Raw genomic sequence first — 17,910 nt, 5'->3', positions numbered from 1 at the left:
TGAGGGAAACACAGAAGGCACGGGCTGCCAGAACTTGAATACTAACAAACTATACCCCAACCGTTACGAACAAAAAAGCCATGAGTGAAGAAAAACAGCGGTATTCCCAAGAGGAGTTGAACGAATTCCAGGAAATTATCATTGAGAAACTAAATAACGCGCGCAAAGAAGTAGCCTTTATTAAGGAAACCCTGAGCCGCCGCAATGATGCCGGTACAGACAATACCGCTTCTACCGCTAAAGTGTTGGAAGATGGCGCTGATACCGCAGAGAAAGAAAGCTTAAACCAGTTGGCCTCCCGTCAGTTGAAGTTTATCCAGCAGTTAGAGAACGCGCTCATCCGCATTAAGAACGGTAGCTACGGCGTGTGCATCAAAACAGGCAAACTGATCCCTAAGGAGCGTTTAAAGGCGGTGCCGCACACGCAGCACACCATTGAGGCCAAAATGAGCCGCAACGACTAAGTTAATCCATTAGAATTTGAACCTGTTACTGAACCATCTTCAGGCGCTCATCTTTTGCGCCACTTCGCCGGTGTCTATTGAGGAACTGCAGAAATGCCTTTCTGAAGCACTGGTCACGGAGGTGAGCGTGAGTGATGTATTGGAGGGAATTGAGCAGCTCAATGCTCAATTCTCTACCGATGCCTTCGCCTTTCAGATTTACGCCATTGGAGGCGGGTATCAGTTTTTAACCAAGCCTGCTTACCAAGACTCAGTAAGCATTCTGCTTAAGCATAAGTCCAAGAAGAAACTCTCTGCCTCTTCTCTGGAGACTCTGGCCATCATTGCCTATAAACAGCCCATTACGCGTTCACAGGTAGAACAGATCAGAGGCGTGAGCTGTGATTATGCCATCCAGCGCCTGCTGGAAAAAGGCCTGCTGGAAATCAAAGGCAAAGCCAACACCATTGGCCGCCCGGTATTATTTGGCACCAGCCAGAAATTCATGGAATACTTTGGGATAAACCACCTCAAAGACCTCCCGCAACTCAGAGATTTGGCCACGGAGGAGAACACCATCGGCGAAGCCGCCGGACTATAAGCTTCAACACACATCCTTTTATACAGTAGCGATACTGCAATTTTTCACAAGAACATGGCAAGAAACGAAGATAGGCCTCAAGAAGGCAACAATCGTTCACGGGGTAACTCCGGGAACGAAGGCAAGAAAGTATTTGGCAGAGGCACCCGCTTTGACCGCCAGGAAGGCGGCAAACGGGAAGGCGGCTTCCGCAACCGAGACAGAAATTCCAGCCCATCAGACAGACCCTACGGTAACCGGGAGCGTTCAGACAGGCCGTACCGTGATGACCGTGAGGGTGACATCAATACCAACCGCGAAAACAGAGAACGTGCGCCCAGAAGAGAAAACGACCGCAAAGGCGGCGATTTCCGTCCGGCCCGTGGCTTTGAAAGGCCAGACAGAGGCAATGACCGCTCAGATTTCCGCCCCAGGGGAGAGAACAACCGCGAAGGCAGAGAAGGTGGCTACAACAGATCTGAAGGCAGAGATGACCGCCGCAACAGCTATTCCTCTGAAAGAAGAGAAGGCAGAGGCCCGGCCCGCGGAGGCGACGAAAGAGGGGAACGCCGCTCTTTCGGGAACCGCGATGACCGTGGGGCTAACCGGGGCGGCGAGCGCCGGGACAATAAACGCCCTTCTTTTGGCGAAGACAGAAGAGAGAGCGGCTTCCGCAAGCCAGGTTTCTCCTCTGACCGTAATGACCGCAGCGGGTTCAACCGTGGCGGCGAGGACAGGAGAGACAAAGGCGCTGACCGCCGGGAAGACAGAGGGTTTAACCGCTCAGACGATAACCGTGCACCGCGCAGAGAAGGTGAGAGAAGTTTTGACCGCGCTCCACGTGAAAACCGCAGCCGCGATGACCGCTCCTCTTCGTTCCAGAAACGTGACGGTAAGTTTGACCGGGGCAGCAGACCAGACCGCCAAGATAGGTCAGAGAGAAGTGACAGAGGCATCAAAGAAGGCCAGTTTGGCCGTTCAAACGAAGAAATCCAGGAGGCTCCTTCTTACAACCTGAGACGCTATGAAGAGCGCCAGAAGAGAAAGAACCCAGAATACGGCAATGAAGACCTTCGCCTGAACCGTTACATCGCCAATGCCGGTATTTGCTCCCGCCGCGAGGCAGATGAGTTAATTGCCGCCGGTGAGATCAAAGTAAACGGACAGGTCGTAACGGAGATGGGTTACAAAGTAGCGCCTACAGATACAGTACAGTACGGCCGTAAAACCCTGAACCGGGAGAAAACCGTGTACGTGCTTCTGAACAAGCCAAAAGATTTCCTCACCACCACAGATGACCCAGAAGGCCGTAAAACGGTGATGGACCTGGTGAAAAACGCTTCAAAGGAGCGGCTGTTTCCGGTAGGGCGTCTGGATAGAAACACCACTGGTTTGTTGCTGTTCACCAATGACGGTGAAATGGCGCAGAAACTGACGCACCCGTCCAACAAAGTGTCTAAAATCTATCAGGTAGAACTTGATAAGCCTATCACGCAGGCCCACGTGAAAGAAATACAGGAAGGCTTGGAGCTGGAAGACGGCAAAGCCGATGTAGATGAAGTAGCGCTGTTAGGTGAAAGCAACAAGTTCCTGGGGATTGAGATCCACATTGGCCGTAACCGCATTGTGCGCCGTATTTTTGAGCATCTGGGCTATGAAGTAGTTACGCTGGACCGTGTACAGTATGCCGGACTCACTAAGAAAGACCTTCCAAGAGGTAACTGGCGCTTCTTAACAGAAAAAGAAGTAGTGCGTCTGAAATACTTTATGTAATCATTCGTTCATAGAATGCTGAATCTGGCAATAGACAGGGGCAATACCCGCATCAAAGCCGGTCTTTTCCAGGACGGGCAGCTGGTGCAGCAGTTTATCTGCCCAGATTTTGCCTCTTTGGGGCAGAAACTGGAGGGTATGCCTTTGCAGAACGCTATCATGTCCTCTGTCAGCAATGAGTCGGGGGAGCTGGTGCAGCATGTTCCGGTTTCTGGGCAACGAATCATGTACAATGCCCAGACGCCGGTTCCGGTGCAGAACCACTACGGCACCCCGCATACGCTGGGTGTAGACCGTATGGCGGCGGCTGTGGGAGCCCATTACCTGTTCCGGGAGCGGAATTGCCTCATTATAGACGCCGGCACCTGTATTACCTATGATTTGCTCCTGGCCAATGGCACGTTTCAGGGAGGGAGTATTTCACCTGGTATTTACATGCGGTACCAGGCCATGCATGCCTTTACTGGTAAACTGCCGCTACTGGAGGGATATGAGCTGCCATCTCTACCCGCCAAAACCACGGCAGACGCCATGAGAGCAGGTGTTCTGTTTGGGGTTCAGGCAGAGGCAGAAGCGCTTATTCAACATTATGAACGTCAATACAAACCGGTAACGGTCATATTCTGCGGCGGCGATGCCCCGTTTTTTGAAAGTACAGTAAAAGCACGCATCTTTGTCATTCCCGAATTGGTTTTAATCGGGTTAAACCGAATACTTGAGTATAATGTATAAGCCCTTCCGCGCACTGTTAGTCATCTCTGGTTTAGTTATTGGAGCACAGCAGGTACAGGCGCAGCAGCTTTCCAACTCCCCATATTCCCGCTTCGGCGTAGGTGATCTGGTGCATGGCACCGGTACAGTCCGTAGTGCCGGTATGGGCCAGGTAGGGGTGGCAACTGCTAGTCCCTTTCTTATCAATGACATGAACCCGGCGCTGCTGTATTACAATAATTTGGTAACGTTTGAGGCAACTGTGGCTTCTGAGCTGAAGAAGCTCTCTGATAGAAATACGTCTCAGGTAGACGGCACGGCAAATTTGGGTTCTCTTTCCCTGTCTATTCCGCTTTCCCGCCGCTGGACAACTGCTTTAGGGCTTAAGCCATACAGCCGGGTGAACTATGAGACGGTTGCTACTTCTACCGTGCCCGGTACAGAGAATGAAGTGCCAGTAACGGCTCTTACAGAATACAGAGGCAGCGGCGGCTTGAACGAAGTCTATTTTGCCCACGGCATTAGAATTGCGAACGGCTTAACGGCGGGGGTGTCTGGGTCCTATATTTTTGGGACGATTGAGAGACAGTCGTCAAATATTTTGGTAGATCCCGCTGATGAAACTAGCGCCCTGCAGAAAACTTTATTCAACACTACTACCAAATACACTGGGGTAATGTTGAAAGGCGGCTTGCACTACCGTAAATCACTCAGCCCGAAAGCGAATATAGGCCTTGGTGCTACCTATACAGGCAAGGCTGCCATTAGCGCAGACCGTGTCACCACCCAGGAACGCAGGTTTTTGGATGAATCTCTAATCTCTGCCTTAGTTATAGATAGTTTGGATGGGCATACTACTTTGCCTCAGATGTGGCAGGCGGGTGTGTCTTTTGACAACAATAAAAACTGGACAATAGGCGCAGACTTCACCAACATAAAAGGTTCTGACTTCAGAGGATTCTCCCTGAACAAGAACGAAGGCGGCCAGGAGTTGGGCGATGGATACAGAGTTGGTTTAGGTACTGAGTTTACACCAGATGCGGGTTCTGTCAGTTCTTACTTTAAACGGATAAGCTACCGCCTGGGTGGCTACTACGGAAAATCAGAGTTAGTGGGCACAATTGGTTCTAATGCCGTTACAGCTCATGATCTGAAAGACATGGCGTTCACCTGGGGTTTCTCCCTTCCTCTGGGAAGAGGGGTGAGGCCACCAGATTACACGCAGGCGCTCCTGAACACCAGTTTCACGGTAGGACAGTTGGAGGCCAAGAACACGGGTCTTAAAGAGCAATACTTTAGGGTAAACGTAGGTATTACCTTTAATAACCGCTGGTTTATTAAACGCAGGTTTGATTAAAAAGAAGACGTACTTAAAGAACATAGACAGATACCAGGTCCTGAATCATTAGATTCTGGGGTCTGGTATCTGAAACGTTTAAAGGAATGGTGAATCAAGTGCTGGCTCTGCTCAAAGAATACACGCGTATGAAAGCCGCAATGGCCTGTTTGCCCTTGGTGGCCATGTTTAGCTGGAGCTGCCAGAAGGCAGATGAGGTAGTAAGACCCATTGAGTACAAAGGGCCAACCTCTGAGACATACAACCAGGTAACTATTTACAGTGATTCTGCCAAAACCAAGCTGAAGCTAAGTGCTCCGGTAGAGCAGCAGTTACAGAACGGAGACATCCTGTACCCCAAAGGCATGTACATCACGTTCTACGAGGAGGAAAGGCCCACTACCATCATCACCGCCAAATATGGTAAGTATGATAAAGCCAAAGATCAGTACTTTGCCCGCAATGACGTGGTGGTAAGAAATGTGGTGAAAGAGGAGCAGTTAAACACCGAGGAGCTTTTCTGGGAGCGGCAAAAGCAGAGCATCTTCACTGACAAATTCGTCCGGATCACGAGCAAAGAGGAAGTAGTGACCGGCGTAGGGCTTACTGCCAAACAAGATTTCTCTGATTATACTTTAAAACAGTTCTCCGGCTCTTTTGTACTAAAGCAATGACCTTAAAACAAACCATCTACATGGCCCTGGCAGTGGTCTGTCTGGTGATAGGAGTACATCAATCTATTGTGGCGGGCTTGATAGGAAGCTATTGGATCTTCATGTTATCCGTTATCTTTCTGATGCTTTTCCGTATGGATAAGGCAAAGCCAAAGCAATAGATTTGATTCTGATGGACCTTGTCTCCTCTTACATGACCGCTGGGGTAGGAGTGCTGCTGCTTCTCCTGTTCAGTATGGCAGAAGTCGCCCTGCGGCAAGTTGGGAAACCTTACATCCAACTGGAAACAGCGGAGCAGAAGCCATCCATACGTAGTTTCCTGCTGCGCCGCGAAGGTATTCTAGCGCTTACCATTCAGATTGGAATGGGGGCAGCGTTGCTGTTGCTGGGTCTTGGTCTGTATGGGAGCTTCTATGGGCAGTTGCAGTCGCACGTAGTGCCTGGGGCAGCGGTTTTGCTGGCTGGTCTTGCGGCAGTAGTATCTTCCTGGCTTCTGCTGCTTACCATAGGCATGTGGGCCAACGTAGCCTCACCCATCCGGCTGTTTAACGTGGTGGCGGGGCCAATGGCAATTATGGTGGTGTTGCTGTACCCAATTACTGCCGTAGTGCACGCTGTTTTAGGGCTGTTTTCAGAAAAAGAGCCGCTAAACGCCCCGGAGGTAGTAGGCAATGCCGTAGCCTTTCAACCCTTTGGGCTGAAAATCCCTACAGCGGAGGAAACCTTGCTGACGCCTACCAATGAAGTAGACAGTAAGATCTTCCATAATGCGTTGGAGTTCAAAAACGTGAAGGTGCGGGAATGTATGGTGCCCCGCATTGAGATAGACGCCATTGAGCTGGACGAAGGCGTGGAGGTGCTGCGGCAGGCGTTTATTGAAACTGGCCACTCCAAAATTCTGATCTACCAGGACTCCCTGGACCATATCTTAGGCTACTGCCACCAGTTTTCCCTTTTCAACAACCCCACTTCCTTGGAGCAGATCCTGACACCTCTGGAAGCCGTGCCCGAGAACATGCTGGCGCGGGAACTCTTCGTGAAATTCATTACCGAACACCGCAGCATTGTGCTGGTGGTAGATGAATTTGGCGGTACCTCCGGCTTGGTGACCCTGGAAGACGTGATGGAGGAAATCCTGGGCGACATCAACGATGAATATGATGAGGAAGACCTGCTGGAGCAATCTTTGGCCCAAACCGGATCTTACCTGTTCAGCGCCCGGCAGGAGATAGACTACCTCAATGAGAAATACAACCTAGGCCTACCAGAGGGCGACTATGAAACTTTGGGCGGGTTTATCTTGTCTGTACTGGAAGAAATACCCACCGCCGGCGATGTGGTGGTGGTTCCGCCTTTTGAAATCAGAATCCTTTCCATGGATGAGCACCGCATCAACACCGTGCATCTTTCCGTCAGATCTGCCCCCGCAGAAGAATAACCTGCTCTATAGACACTTATATTTTGATTTTATCACATATTCAGATTATTTTGCATAACGCTTAAAATACGTCTAATACTTACATGGCATTAATTAACAAGATTCGGGAGAAGTCAGGCTTCGCCATTGGCGCAATAGCCATTGGCTTGCTCATTTTCATTGTGTTGGGAGACTTGCTGGGACCAAATTCCCGGTTGTTCGGAGACAAAATGGTGGTAGGGGAAGTTGCGGGGCATGAAATCTCTGTGCAGGAGTTTGAGGCCATGTTTGAGGAAGCCAGAAACAATTACGCCAACCAGTACGGACGCCAGCCTTCTGAAGCTGAAATGGCTTCTCTGCGCGAGCAAACCTGGAACCAGTTGGTTTTCAAATACGCTTTTGAAGGAGAGTTTGAGAAAGTGGGCTTGGGAATCTCTGAAGAAGAGCAGGTAGACATGGTGCAGGGACGTAACGTGCACCCTGCCCTGAGACAGATGTTCACAGACCCGCAGACCGGTCAGTTCAACGTGGAACAGGTAAAACAGACCCTGCGCAACCTGGGCAGCATGCCTCCAGAGCAACAAGCGGCCTGGCGTAAGTATGAGCAAGATCTGGCTACAGACCGTTTGCGTAACAAATATTACAACCTGTTCACGTTCTCTAACTATGTAACCACAGAAGAAGCCAAACGCTTCAACACGGAACAAAACACCAGAGCTTCCATCAAAGCGTTGTTCGTGCCTTATTTCAGCATTGCTGATTCAGCGGTGAAGGTAACCGATGACCAACTGAGCGAATACCTGAACAAGAACAAAAAGAAATTTGAGGTAGAAGAAGGCCGTTCCATTACGTATGTGTCTGTGCCGGTTGCTGCCTCTAAAGAAGATAGCGCAGAATACAGCACTGAAACCGCAGAACTGGCGGCGCGCTTTGCCACTGCTGAGAATGATTCCCTGTTTGTAAAAGCAGAGTCAGATACTCCTTTCAACGGAGCTTACGTGGCAGCCCATGAAGTACCGGCAGAACTGAAAAACCAAACCCTGGAGAAAGGCAAACTGTACGGTCCTTTCGCTCAGAACGGAAACTTCAGCCTGTACAAAGTAATGGATGTGAAAGACGGTGGCCAGGCTTCTGTACGTGCCAGCCACATCCTGATCAAACCAGAAAGTGATACCCCAGAGGCCAAAGCCGCGGCTAAAACCAAAGCGCAGGGCATCTTGAACCAGATCAAAGGGGGAGCGAACTTCGCCCAACTGGCTGCCCAGCACGGCTCTGACGGAACTGCCTCTGTAGGTGGGGATTTAGGTTGGTTCACCGAAGGCAGAATGGTGCCATCTTTTGAGAAAGCAGTATTTGGTGCTTCTGGAGCAGGTTTGCTGCCAAACCTGGTAGAAACAGATTACGGTTACCATATTGTGAAGATCACAGAACCTAAAACTACCAGAACCTACCAGATTGCCCAAGTAACCCGCGCCTTAACCCCAAGCGACAACTCCCGTGAGTTTGCTTTCGGGCGTGCCAGCGGTATTGCCGCTAACAGCTCAAACCTGGAGGATTTCAACAAAGCGGTAGCCAATGAGAAAGGTCTGGTGAAAGCAGAAGCCAAGAACTTCAGCGCCAGCGACCGCTCTGTAAACAACCTGCAGAATGCGCGTGAATTGGTACGTTGGGCGTTCTCCAAAGACACCAAAGAAGGCGATGTCTCTCCGGTAATCACTATGGATGACCAATACGTGGTAGCGGTATTAACCGGTAAACGTGAAAAAGGAACTGCCAAAGTGGAAGACGTGCGGGAAGAGTTAACCGCCGCTGTACGCAATGAGCTCAAAGCCAAAAAGATTAAAGAGAAGTTAGGTGCTGCTTCTGGTACATTAGAGGAAATTGCAGCTAAATACGGTCCAGATGCGCTTGTGCGTACCGCTACAGACGTTACCTTGGGTGCCGCCAACGCACAGGGAATTGGATACGAGCCGGTGGCCATTGGTAGAGCCTTCGGGTTGAAGCCAGGTCAGCGTACGGCCCCGGTAGACGGTGAAGGCGGCGTGATTGTGGTAGAGTTAACCAACGTGACGCCAGCCACTCCAGTGGCAGACATCGCCTCTGTGAAGCAGCAACTGCAAGGAACCCGCGCCGGACGTGTACAGAGCGCCTTGTATGAAGCCATCCGTAAAAACGCAGAGATTGAAGACAATCGCGTTAGATTCTTCTAAGCCAAATCTTCTTCAAATAACAAGAGCCGCGCCATCCAGCGCGGCTCTTGTTATTTATGCCCGCCTGGTTTTTGCCTATTTTTAGAAAAACGGCCCCTAAACAGTATATTGTACAGGCGCAGAATACGTTAAGGAGAAGGCACTGCCAAAGAGATACGCATGAAGAGAAAGTTATTGTTGATCTGGTTACTGGCCATAGGGTGTCTGGGCCTAATGGTGCCGCAGGCAAAAGCGCAGGGGGTGGCTGAGCAGATGGCCTTGGCCAAAGAGTACCTGCGGCAGAATGATTTTGCCAAAGCCGAGGCGCTGTACAGCCAACTGGTGGAGCAGGATGTTCAGTTTGGGCTGGTTTACCCAGATTACCTCAAAACCCTGCTGGCGCTCCGTAATTTCAAGGAAGCCGATAAACTGGTAAAGCGCGCCCAGAAGAAGTACCCAGCGGTGCCGGCCTATGCCGTTGATGAAGGAAAAGTGCTGCAGGCCACCGGCAATGCCGCCGCCGCCGAGAAGAAGTGGGCACAGGTGGTGCAGGCTACCACGCCAGAGAACGTGTACAGCGTGGCCAGTGCTTTTCAACAGGCCGATTTGCTTCCCTACGCCGAACAAAGTTACCTGCGGGCCCGCCAGTTGAGCGGCAGCGAGAAAAGCTTCGCAGCGCAGTTGCTCCAACTGTACGCCTTTCAACGCAAAACCGATCAATTGGTAGATGAAGTGCTGCGGCAGGTAAAAGGCAATGCCGTACCCTTAACCTATGCTCAAAATCTGCTGCAAAACGTGCTTCGGGATGAGGAGTCTCTGGTTCAGCTGGAACAGCGCCTCATGACTGAGGTACAGACCGATCCCGATGCCACCCCTGTGCAGGAACTCCTCATCTGGACCTTGCTCCAGCGCAAAGACTTCGGCCCGGCCTTGCTCCAGACCCGGGCTCTGGACCGCCGTACGCAAGGCGGCGGGGCACGGGTGCTCTCCATGGCAGACATCAGTCTACGGAACAAAGACTACGCCACCGCTATAGAAGGATACACCTACGTAATGCAGCAGTACCGCACCGGCGACCTGTACCCCATCGCGAGGCAGCGCATCATCCAGGCCCGGGAAGAGCAGGTGAAGAATACCTTTCCCTTAGACAGAGAAAAAATAAAACTTCTCGCCCAAGAGTACGAAGCACTGTTGCAGGAGATGGGCCGTACTGACCGTACCGCCGAAATCCTGAAAGAGCTGGGAGAACTGCAGGCTTTCTATTTAGATGCCCCGGAAACGGCCGTTAAAAACCTGCAGGAAGTCATTGCCATGCCCCGGGCCAACCAAAATGTGGTGGCGGAGGCGAAATTGGCCTTAGCCGATGTGTACCTGCTCCGGGGCGAGCCTTGGGAAAGCACTTTGCTCTACAGCCAGGTGGAGAAGACGCACAAAGAGCAGCCATTGGGCTATGAAGCCAAACTCCGCAACGCCCGGCTCAACTACTACAAAGGCGACTTTGAGTTGGCGCAAAGCCATTTAGACATTTTAAAGCTAGCCACCAGCCGCGAGATCGCCAATGATGCCCTGGACCTGAGCCTGCTCATTATAGACAACACAGGGCTTGATACCTCGGCGGCCGCCCTGAAAGAATATGCGGCCATTGACTTCCTGGTGTTCCAGCACAAATACCCTGAGGCCCTCAGCGCTCTGGATAAACTCCTGACCAAGTACCCGGGCCACAGTCTCACAGATGAAATCTACTTCCAGAAAGCCGAGTTGCAGCAACAGATGGGGCAATTTGCCGAAGCCGCCCAAAACCTACAGCTCATCATTGACAACCCCAAGTACGATATCCTGTCAGACGATGCCCTTTTTCTGCTGGCCAGACTCAACGAAGAAAACCTGAACCAGCCCCAAAAAGCTCAGGAACTCTACAACCAGCTACTGGTAAAGCACCCCGGCAGCGTATTTGTGGCCGAAGCCCGCAAGCGCCTGCGCAAATTGAGAGGGGACAAAGTATAAGGAAACCATGCGGTGCGTTTAGGGGCTCTTTTTCCAAAAACAGGCGCTAAACGCACCGCACGGGGAAGGCAGTAGAATATTAAGAAATTATAATATCTGGATTAAGCTGTAGTAGCGTCTTCAGGAAGGTTTCCTGGTCCAGCGGTGAAAGGTAGATTTCGTCCCACTTGTTATAAAGAACCACCAGCCCCTTCGGCCCCAGCGCCGGACGCAACCCAGACCACAGATAGGTATTCAGCCTGATCTCTTTAATCTGCTGCACCGGTATCTGCCCATGAATAGGGCCGCTTCTGTAGGAAAGGGTAGAGGAGGTAATGCGATAGAAGGTGCCAAACCAAATCCAGAGGAGCAGTCCGCAGAGGAGGAGGCAGAGCAAGGCCAGCGCGATTTTACCCAGTAGGGGCATGGTACTTTGTACTTCCGTGGCCAGTAAGCCCAGCAGCAGGAGCGAGGTGCCCCAGATAGTCAAACTACTTAACCAACTTCTGGAGGAAAGGAAGGTGACGGGAGCCATACCCATTGGTTTCTTTTCTTCAAGATAGCAAAGTTCTGGCACTCGTGGGCGTTTAGGGCCTGTTTTAGGAAAAAGAGCCGCTAAATGCTAATCCCGGAAAAAGATGAACAAGATAGCCAGGAACAGGAAGAAAGACAGGTACATGAGAATGTCTACCAAGCCGTAATCTTTGTACTTGTGGTAAATTTCTTTTAATCTTTTCACGGGACAGAAACTAAAATAAAACGGATTCGCTTTGTTAAAAACACCAAGCAGCCCTAAGGAGTGCCTGGTTCTCTCTCAGATTTCGTAAATTTGTGGCCTCACACCACAGATTAAGCCGCAGCAACACCGATGCAGAAACGATGGGTAGTAAAGGAAGCGCCGGACGCCGCAAAAGTACAGAATTTAGCAGACAGCCTGAACATTAGCCGCACCCTGGCCGCCATCCTCTGTCAGCGTGAGATTTGCACCTTTGAGGAAGCCAAAGCGTATTTCCGCCCCTCGCTGCAAGACCTGCATGATCCGTTCCTGCTCAAGGACATGGACAAAGCCGTAGACCGGCTGGTAAATGCCCTGCACCGCCAGGAGCGCATCCTCATTTACGGCGATTATGACGTGGACGGCACCACCTCCGTGGCGTTGGTCTTCCGGTTCCTGCAGCCCTACTTCCAGGACAGGATTGAGTACTACATCCCAGACCGCTACGCGGAAGGCTATGGCATTTCGTTCCAAGGCATAGATTGGGCCCAGGAAAATGGGTTCAGCCTAATTATCTCCCTGGACTGCGGCGTAAAGTCCATTGACAAGATTGCGTATGCCAATGAGCGCAACATAGACTTCATCATCTGTGACCACCACCTCCCCGACGATCAACTGCCCCAGGCCGTAGCCGTGCTGGATGCCAAGCGTTCAGATTGCCCGTACCCCTACAAAGAACTCTCTGGCTGCGGCGTAGGCTTTAAATTCATGCAGGCGTTCAGTTTGCACCAAGGGTATGATCTGGAGCCGCTGTACCAGCTCTTAGATCTGGTAGTGGTGAGCATAGCCGCAGACATTGTGCCCATAACCGGCGAAAACCGCGTGCTGGCCTACCACGGGCTACAGCGCATGAACAATGCAGACCTGCTCCGCCCGGGCTTAGAGGCTCTGAAAGAACTGGCAGACTTGCGCAGCGAGCTGGATATTACCCAGATCGTCTTCGGGTTTGCCCCGCGCATTAACGCCGCCGGCCGCATGGGCGATGCCAAGCGTTCTGTAGCCATGTTGCTGGCCAAGACCAAAGAAGAAGCCTTTGAGGTAGCCCAGAACATCAATATCTCCAACTCAGAGCGGCGGGGGCATGACACCAGCATCACCAAAGAGGCCCTCCAGATGATTGAAGAGGATGACTTCCTGCGGAATGCGCGCTCCACGGTCTTGTTCAAGGAAAATTGGCATAAGGGCGTGGTGGGCATTGTGGCCTCCCGTTGCATAGAGAAATATTACCGACCTACCATCATTCTCACGGAGTCTAACGGCAAAGCCACGGGCTCGGCGCGGTCTGTGCATGGGTTTGACGTGCACCAGGCTATACTGGCTTGCTCAGATTTGCTGGACCAGTTTGGCGGCCATATGTACGCCGCCGGGCTTACGCTGCCCGTAGAGAACGTTCCCGCCTTCAGGGAGAAGTTTGAGCAGATTGTCGCCAGCACCATTCTGGAAGAGCAGTTGGTACCCATGGTGGAGATAGACATGCCCCTGGAGTTCCACCAGATACGGCCTAATTTTTTCAATATCCTGAAGCAGATGGAGCCGCTGGGCCCGGGCAACATGGCGCCCGTGTTCATGAGCACCTGCGTCTATGACACCGGTTCTGCCCGCGTGGTAGGCGACGCCCACCTGAAGCTCCGCCTCACCCAGGATGGCGACATTTCCTTTGACGCCATTGCTTTCGGCATGGCCGAATATTATCCCCGCATCCAGAAAGGTATTCCGTTTGATGTGTGCTACTGCATAGAGGAGAACGTCTTCAGGGGCAACGTGACCCTACAGCTTCGGATCAAAGACATCCGGTTCCAGGAATAACGGAAACTTTCTTTCGTCCTTCAGTGCGTTTAGCGGCTCTTTTTCTAAAATTAGGGCTAAAACAGCGTACTCAGCGGGGAGAATAGCTTTTACTTATCTCTATAGGCAATCACTGAAGGCTGGGTTTGAGGGTGAAAGTAACATTTGGCGGCAAGATGCGGTACAGAGGCAGGAAACCAGCCTTTGTATAAGATGATTTCTTCCAACGCTCAAGAAGACAGAAACGTGGTGGCCCACATAGCCGGAAGCCTGAACCAGAACGCGTCCATCCAAAATATCTTTGGCGAACCCATTCATGCCCAGGGCAAAACCATTGTGCCGGTGGCGCAGGTGGTGTTAGGTTTGGGCGGAGGACAGGGGAGCGGCGAACGAGAAGCCGAAGAAGGCGTGCAGGATCGCCAGGGGCAGGGCAGTGGGGCTGGGGCCGGTCTCATCACCATTCCCAAAGGAGTTTTTGAAATCACCGCCAAAAGAACCCGCTACGTTCCGGTGTCCCCGGCAAGGCCTTATTGGCTAGGAGCCATGATGGGTTTCGCTGTAGGCTGGCTGCTCGCGAAACGGAAGGCAAAGGCTAAACTTCTGCACTAGCCTTTGGGGGCAGCAGGGAAGGGTTTTCCGTTTAGCGGCTCTTTTTCCGGAATTAGGCTTAAAACGCTTCTTTCTGGGCCATTGCTCCGGCAGAGGAAACAGGCAGTTTAGGAACGCACAAGGTGTTAAGGGCCGCTAAGTCGCCGTAGAACCAGTTCACGTCTACCGGGGCCTCAATGCCGTTTACAATGCCTTTCTCTGAGTACTGCCAGAACGCCATCTTGTCTGAAGGATGGGTAGAAGGCTCTTCGTTTTTGTAGCGGGCAATCCAGAAGCGGTAACCGGCAAAATGGCCTCTCAGCTTGCGGTCATAGAACCCTTGGTAGGTGTAGATGATGGGCTTCACGCCGTAGTGCGCCTCCGCGCCTTCCAGCCACCGGCGTATGTTCTGCCGCATCTGGGCATCAGAAACATCCTGCGCGAAGGTTTCAATGTCCAGCACCGGGGCCAGATCGCCGGGCTGTAAAACAACGTTTCTTTTGAAATGGGCCAACTGCTGGTCAGCGTCTACCCAGGGCAGAAAGAAATGGTAAGCGCCGCGCTTAATGCCGTGCTGGCGGCTGTGCTCCCAGTTGCGGTCAAAGTAAGGGTCTTTCAGGAAATCGCCTTCGGTGGCTTTGATAAAGGCGAAGTTGATGTTGGAGTCTTTGACGTTTCTCCAGTCTACTTCCTTCTGGTAACGTGATACGTCAATGCCGTGCAAGTACTCACCGGTGAACGTGCGGGCGCTCACAAGGGTTAGAAAGCAGACAAACAAGGCAACGGCCACTCCCGCGCGACCCGTTACCAGTCTTGAGAAGGAAAACATGAGGGAAGTACTGGTGTAAAACTATGTAGTAAAAGTTAAGAGTTATTTTGCGCCCTCGCAAATAAAATGCTATAAATACAGAAACTTGTTCGCTAACTGATAAAATTGGCGCAACCAACTTCATTGCGTACACGTACCGGGCCCACTTGGGCGTTAACGCAAAAGATATAAGGTTAATTCCTTAATTTTAAGCGATGATTCTACGTTCCGAAAATCTTTTCAAAAAATATAAGTCTCGCACGGTAGTGAACGATGTGAGTGTGGAGGTGAACCAAGGGGAGATTGTGGGGCTGCTGGGGCCTAACGGTGCCGGTAAAACCACCTCGTTCTACATGATTGTGGGGCTGGTGAAACCCAACTCCGGCCGTATTTTCCTGGACCAGGAAGACATCACGGACCTGCCCATGTACCGCCGCGCGAAGAAAGGAGTGGGTTACCTGGCGCAGGAGGCCTCTGTGTTCCGCGACCTCACGGTGGAAGAGAACATCATGTCTGTGCTGGAGATGACCGATAAATCCAAGCAGGCGCGCCGCGAGAAGGTAGAGGAATTGCTGGAAGAGTTCTCGCTCACGCACGTGCGCAAAAACAAAGGTGTGGTACTCTCAGGCGGGGAACGCCGCCGCACCGAGATTGCCCGCGCCCTGGCCGTAGACCCTTCCTTCGTGTTGCTGGATGAGCCTTTTGCCGGGGTAGACCCCATTGCCGTGGAAGAGATCCAAACCATAGTGGCCAAGCTCAAAACCAAGAACATCGGGATCCTTATCACAGACCACAACGTGAACGAGACCCTTTCCATCGTGGACCGCGCCTATCTGCTTTTTGAGGGAAAGATCCTGAAAGCCGGCACCGCCGAAGAGCTGGCCGCCGACGAACAGGTGCGCCGGGTATACCTGGGCAAGCACTTTGAGCTGAAGCGGAAAGTCTGATTCTGATTGCCAGGTGTTCTAAGGACTACACTTTCTTTTGTCCTCCTAAAAGAACCTTGTGGGTCAGATCTAAAAGCGGTTGATAAAAGGAAAGGTGGTTTTCCCATAGCTAACGGCGCTCTTGTTCGCCTACAAGATCCTTTTAGGAGGACAAGGGAGGAGGAAAGGCCGTTTCTAGAAGGTTAACTGCTATCATCGGAAACCAAAAAGCGATATAACAGTACAAGCTCATACTTTTAGGCAATCAACAACCAACCATCAACAATTCTATAGAGTGGAGATAATCAATTCGCTGGTAACGTGGGTCATGAAGAAGAGAATCCATCAGATAGATCTCTTCCGGAAGTACCCGCATGATGTGCAGAACGAGTTGTTTACCAATCTTATCCATACTGCCAGAGGCACAGAGTGGGGACAGAAATACGGCTATTCAGACAAGTTAACCGTGCGGGAATTTCAGGAGCGGGTACCAGTCAGTGCCTATGAAGACCTGTACCCGTACATTGAGCGGGTGATGCGGGGCGAGCAGAATGTGCTGTGGCCCAGCAAGGTGGAATGGTTCGCCAAATCCTCTGGTACCACCAACGCCCGCAGCAAGTTCATTCCCGTTACCCCGGAGGCGCTGGAAGACTGCCATTACAAAGGTGGCAAAGACATGCTGTCTATCTTCGTGAACAACTACCCAGACACCAAGGTGTTCTCTGGCAAAGGCTTGTCCATTGGCGGGAGCCACCATCCTAATGACTTCAACAGCAATACCCGCTGCGGCGATGTCTCTGCCGTGATCATGCAGAACCTTCCCGTTTGGGCCGAGGCCATGCGCACTCCCCCGCTCAAAGTAGCGCTCATGGACAAGTGGGAGGAGAAGATAGAGAAGATGGTGGAGATCACCGTCAAAGAAAATGTGACCAGTCTTTCGGGCGTGCCCACCTGGACCTATGTGCTCCTGAACCGGATTCTGGAGGAGACCGGCGCCAAAGACATCACGGAGGTATGGCCTAACCTGGAGCTGTTCACCCACGGTGCCGTGGCCTTCGGGCCGTACCGGGAGTTGTTCCGCCAGCTGATTCCAAGCCATAAGATGAAGTATCTGGAGGTATACAATGCCTCGGAAGGCTTCTTCGGGATACAGGATGAGCCCAGCCTGCTGGACGAGATGCTCCTGATGCTGGATTACGGCGTGTTCTATGAGTTCATTCCCGTTGACCAGATGGACCAGGAGCAACCGCAGGTGCTCACGCTAGACCAAGTGGAATTAGGCAAGAACTATGCCCTGCTTATCTCCACCAATGCCGGGCTGTGGCGCTATAAGATAGGGGACACCATCAAGTTCACATCGCTGGACCCGTACCGCATTAAAATATCTGGCCGTACCAAGCACTTCATCAACGCCTTTGGCGAAGAGGTGGTAGTGGAAAACGCCGAGACTGCCATCACCAAAGCCTGTGAGGCTACCAACGCCACCATCACCAACTTTACCGCGGCACCGGTCTATTTTGAAGGCAAAAGCAAAGGCGGCCACCAGTGGGTGATTGAATTCTCCCAGCAGCCTTCCAGCCTGGATCAGTTTACGCAGGTATTAGACCAGACGCTGCGCACTGTGAACTCAGACTATGACGCCAAGCGCCAGAAAGACCTGGCCCTGCAGGCACCCCTAATCACGGTAGCCCCCGCAGGCGCTTTCCTCAATTGGCTCCAGCACAAAGGCAAAATGGGCGGACAACACAAGGTACCGCGCCTGGCCAACAACCGGGAGTATCTGGAGGAGATTCTGGCTGTGAATAATCTATAGGTTAATTGCTCCATTTTTGCGTTTAGGGGCTCTTTTTCAAAAAAGAGCCCCTAAACGCAAAACACCGCCTTTTAAGGCGGTGTTTTGTAAACGTATATCAGGCGCTGCC

The 17,910-nt window shown here is 51.8% G+C and carries 15 protein-coding genes; 13 read left to right on the top strand and 2 right to left on the bottom strand.

All coding sequences use genetic code 11. The features are described 5' to 3' along the window. Positions 1-80: 80 nt before the first annotated feature. The 9 genes from EFA69_RS02910 (at position 81) to EFA69_RS02870 (ending at position 11,127) form a co-directional block, all read left to right on the top strand. Positions 81-464, top strand: a complete 384-nt coding sequence (locus tag EFA69_RS02910; RefSeq protein ID WP_123131594.1) for a TraR/DksA family transcriptional regulator — start codon at positions 81-83, stop codon at positions 462-464. Positions 465-480: 16 nt separating this feature from the next. Next, on the top strand, positions 481-1,044 hold the full coding sequence (scpB, locus tag EFA69_RS02905; protein ID WP_123131593.1) for an SMC-Scp complex subunit ScpB: 564 nt from the start codon (positions 481-483) through the stop codon (positions 1,042-1,044). 54 nt (positions 1,045-1,098) lie between these two features. Continuing rightward, positions 1,099-2,796, top strand: a complete 1,698-nt coding sequence (locus EFA69_RS02900; protein ID WP_123131592.1) for a pseudouridine synthase — start codon at positions 1,099-1,101, stop codon at positions 2,794-2,796. A 15-nt stretch (positions 2,797-2,811) separates the two neighbouring features. After that, a complete protein-coding gene (locus EFA69_RS02895; RefSeq protein ID WP_123131591.1) occupies positions 2,812-3,528 on the top strand; it encodes a type III pantothenate kinase in 717 nt (238 codons plus the stop codon). Then, on the top strand, positions 3,521-4,864 hold the full coding sequence (locus EFA69_RS02890; protein ID WP_123131590.1) for a hypothetical protein: 1,344 nt from the start codon (positions 3,521-3,523) through the stop codon (positions 4,862-4,864). The genes EFA69_RS02895 and EFA69_RS02890 overlap by 8 nt, the downstream gene beginning before the upstream one ends. Positions 4,865-4,950: 86 nt before the next feature. Continuing rightward, the gene (lptC, locus tag EFA69_RS02885) at positions 4,951-5,517 is read left to right on the top strand and encodes an LPS export ABC transporter periplasmic protein LptC (protein ID WP_123131589.1); all 567 of its coding nucleotides are present in this window, start codon (positions 4,951-4,953) and stop codon (positions 5,515-5,517) included. 172 nt (positions 5,518-5,689) lie between these two features. Beyond that, on the top strand, positions 5,690-6,955 hold the full coding sequence (locus EFA69_RS02880) for a hemolysin family protein (RefSeq protein WP_245964476.1): 1,266 nt from the start codon (positions 5,690-5,692) through the stop codon (positions 6,953-6,955). Between the two features lie 83 nt (positions 6,956-7,038). After that, entirely contained in the window at positions 7,039-9,144 is a 2,106-nt protein-coding gene (locus EFA69_RS02875) for a peptidylprolyl isomerase (RefSeq protein WP_123131588.1), read from the top strand. 159 nt (positions 9,145-9,303) lie between these two features. Beyond that, positions 9,304-11,127, top strand: a complete 1,824-nt coding sequence (locus EFA69_RS02870; protein ID WP_123131587.1) for a tetratricopeptide repeat protein — start codon at positions 9,304-9,306, stop codon at positions 11,125-11,127. A gap of 79 nt (positions 11,128-11,206) precedes the next feature. On the opposite strand, the gene EFA69_RS02865 is transcribed toward EFA69_RS02870, so the two are convergent. Continuing rightward, a complete protein-coding gene (locus EFA69_RS02865; protein ID WP_183906671.1) occupies positions 11,207-11,641 on the bottom strand; it encodes a PH domain-containing protein in 435 nt (144 codons plus the stop codon). A 333-nt stretch (positions 11,642-11,974) separates the two neighbouring features. Here EFA69_RS02865 and recJ point away from each other — a divergent pair, with 333 nt between their 5' ends. Together recJ and EFA69_RS02855 are read left to right on the top strand one after the other, a co-directional pair. Then, on the top strand, positions 11,975-13,687 hold the full coding sequence (recJ, locus tag EFA69_RS02860) for a single-stranded-DNA-specific exonuclease RecJ (protein ID WP_123131585.1): 1,713 nt from the start codon (positions 11,975-11,977) through the stop codon (positions 13,685-13,687). Between the two features lie 192 nt (positions 13,688-13,879). Next, a complete protein-coding gene (locus EFA69_RS02855) occupies positions 13,880-14,275 on the top strand; it encodes a spore germination protein GerW family protein (RefSeq protein ID WP_123131584.1) in 396 nt (131 codons plus the stop codon). A 58-nt stretch (positions 14,276-14,333) separates the two neighbouring features. Here the strand turns inward: EFA69_RS02855 and EFA69_RS02850 are convergent, their stop codons facing one another. Continuing rightward, positions 14,334-15,083: a glycoside hydrolase family 25 protein gene (locus tag EFA69_RS02850; protein ID WP_123131583.1), complete on the bottom strand. Its 750-nt coding sequence runs from the start codon at positions 15,081-15,083 to the stop codon at positions 14,334-14,336. Between the two features lie 194 nt (positions 15,084-15,277). On the opposite strand from EFA69_RS02850, the gene lptB reads away from it, so the two are divergent. Together lptB and EFA69_RS02840 are read left to right on the top strand one after the other, a co-directional pair. Next, positions 15,278-16,009 carry an LPS export ABC transporter ATP-binding protein gene (gene lptB, locus EFA69_RS02845; RefSeq protein ID WP_123131582.1) on the top strand — a complete coding sequence of 244 codons (732 nt, stop codon included), beginning with the start codon at positions 15,278-15,280 and terminating at the stop codon, positions 16,007-16,009. Positions 16,010-16,316: 307 nt separating this feature from the next. After that, positions 16,317-17,801, top strand: coding sequence for a GH3 auxin-responsive promoter family protein (locus EFA69_RS02840; RefSeq protein WP_123131581.1), 1,485 nt, complete (start codon positions 16,317-16,319; stop codon positions 17,799-17,801). Positions 17,802-17,910 lie beyond the last annotated feature (109 nt).

The sequence above is a fragment of the Rufibacter immobilis genome (assembly GCF_003721565.1).
Taxonomy (GTDB): domain Bacteria; phylum Bacteroidota; class Bacteroidia; order Cytophagales; family Hymenobacteraceae; genus Nibribacter; species Nibribacter immobilis.
Note: the sequence above shows the minus strand (reverse complement) of the source record. Positions and strands in the feature narration are given on the sequence as shown.

What these genes read in the sequence shown, in the direction of transcription:
- EFA69_RS02855 (WP_123131584.1), top strand. Translation starts at nt 13,880, where the DNA reads ATGATTTCTTCCAACGCTCAAGAAGACAGAAACGTGGTGGCCCACATA.
- EFA69_RS02900 (WP_123131592.1), top strand. Translation starts at nt 1,099, where the DNA reads ATGGCAAGAAACGAAGATAGGCCTCAAGAAGGCAACAATCGTTCACGG.
- EFA69_RS02850 (WP_123131583.1), bottom strand. Translation starts at nt 15,083, where the DNA reads ATGTTTTCCTTCTCAAGACTGGTAACGGGTCGCGCGGGAGTGGCCGTT.
- lptC (WP_123131589.1), top strand. Translation starts at nt 4,951, where the DNA reads ATGGTGAATCAAGTGCTGGCTCTGCTCAAAGAATACACGCGTATGAAA.
- EFA69_RS02890 (WP_123131590.1), top strand. Translation starts at nt 3,521, where the DNA reads ATGTATAAGCCCTTCCGCGCACTGTTAGTCATCTCTGGTTTAGTTATT.
- EFA69_RS02895 (WP_123131591.1), top strand. Translation starts at nt 2,812, where the DNA reads ATGCTGAATCTGGCAATAGACAGGGGCAATACCCGCATCAAAGCCGGT.
- EFA69_RS02910 (WP_123131594.1), top strand. Translation starts at nt 81, where the DNA reads ATGAGTGAAGAAAAACAGCGGTATTCCCAAGAGGAGTTGAACGAATTC.
- EFA69_RS02865 (WP_183906671.1), bottom strand. Translation starts at nt 11,641, where the DNA reads ATGGCTCCCGTCACCTTCCTTTCCTCCAGAAGTTGGTTAAGTAGTTTG.
- recJ (WP_123131585.1), top strand. Translation starts at nt 11,975, where the DNA reads ATGCAGAAACGATGGGTAGTAAAGGAAGCGCCGGACGCCGCAAAAGTA.
- EFA69_RS02875 (WP_123131588.1), top strand. Translation starts at nt 7,039, where the DNA reads ATGGCATTAATTAACAAGATTCGGGAGAAGTCAGGCTTCGCCATTGGC.
- EFA69_RS02840 (WP_123131581.1), top strand. Translation starts at nt 16,317, where the DNA reads ATGAAGAAGAGAATCCATCAGATAGATCTCTTCCGGAAGTACCCGCAT.
- EFA69_RS02870 (WP_123131587.1), top strand. Translation starts at nt 9,304, where the DNA reads ATGAAGAGAAAGTTATTGTTGATCTGGTTACTGGCCATAGGGTGTCTG.
- EFA69_RS02880 (WP_245964476.1), top strand. Translation starts at nt 5,690, where the DNA reads ATGGACCTTGTCTCCTCTTACATGACCGCTGGGGTAGGAGTGCTGCTG.
- lptB (WP_123131582.1), top strand. Translation starts at nt 15,278, where the DNA reads ATGATTCTACGTTCCGAAAATCTTTTCAAAAAATATAAGTCTCGCACG.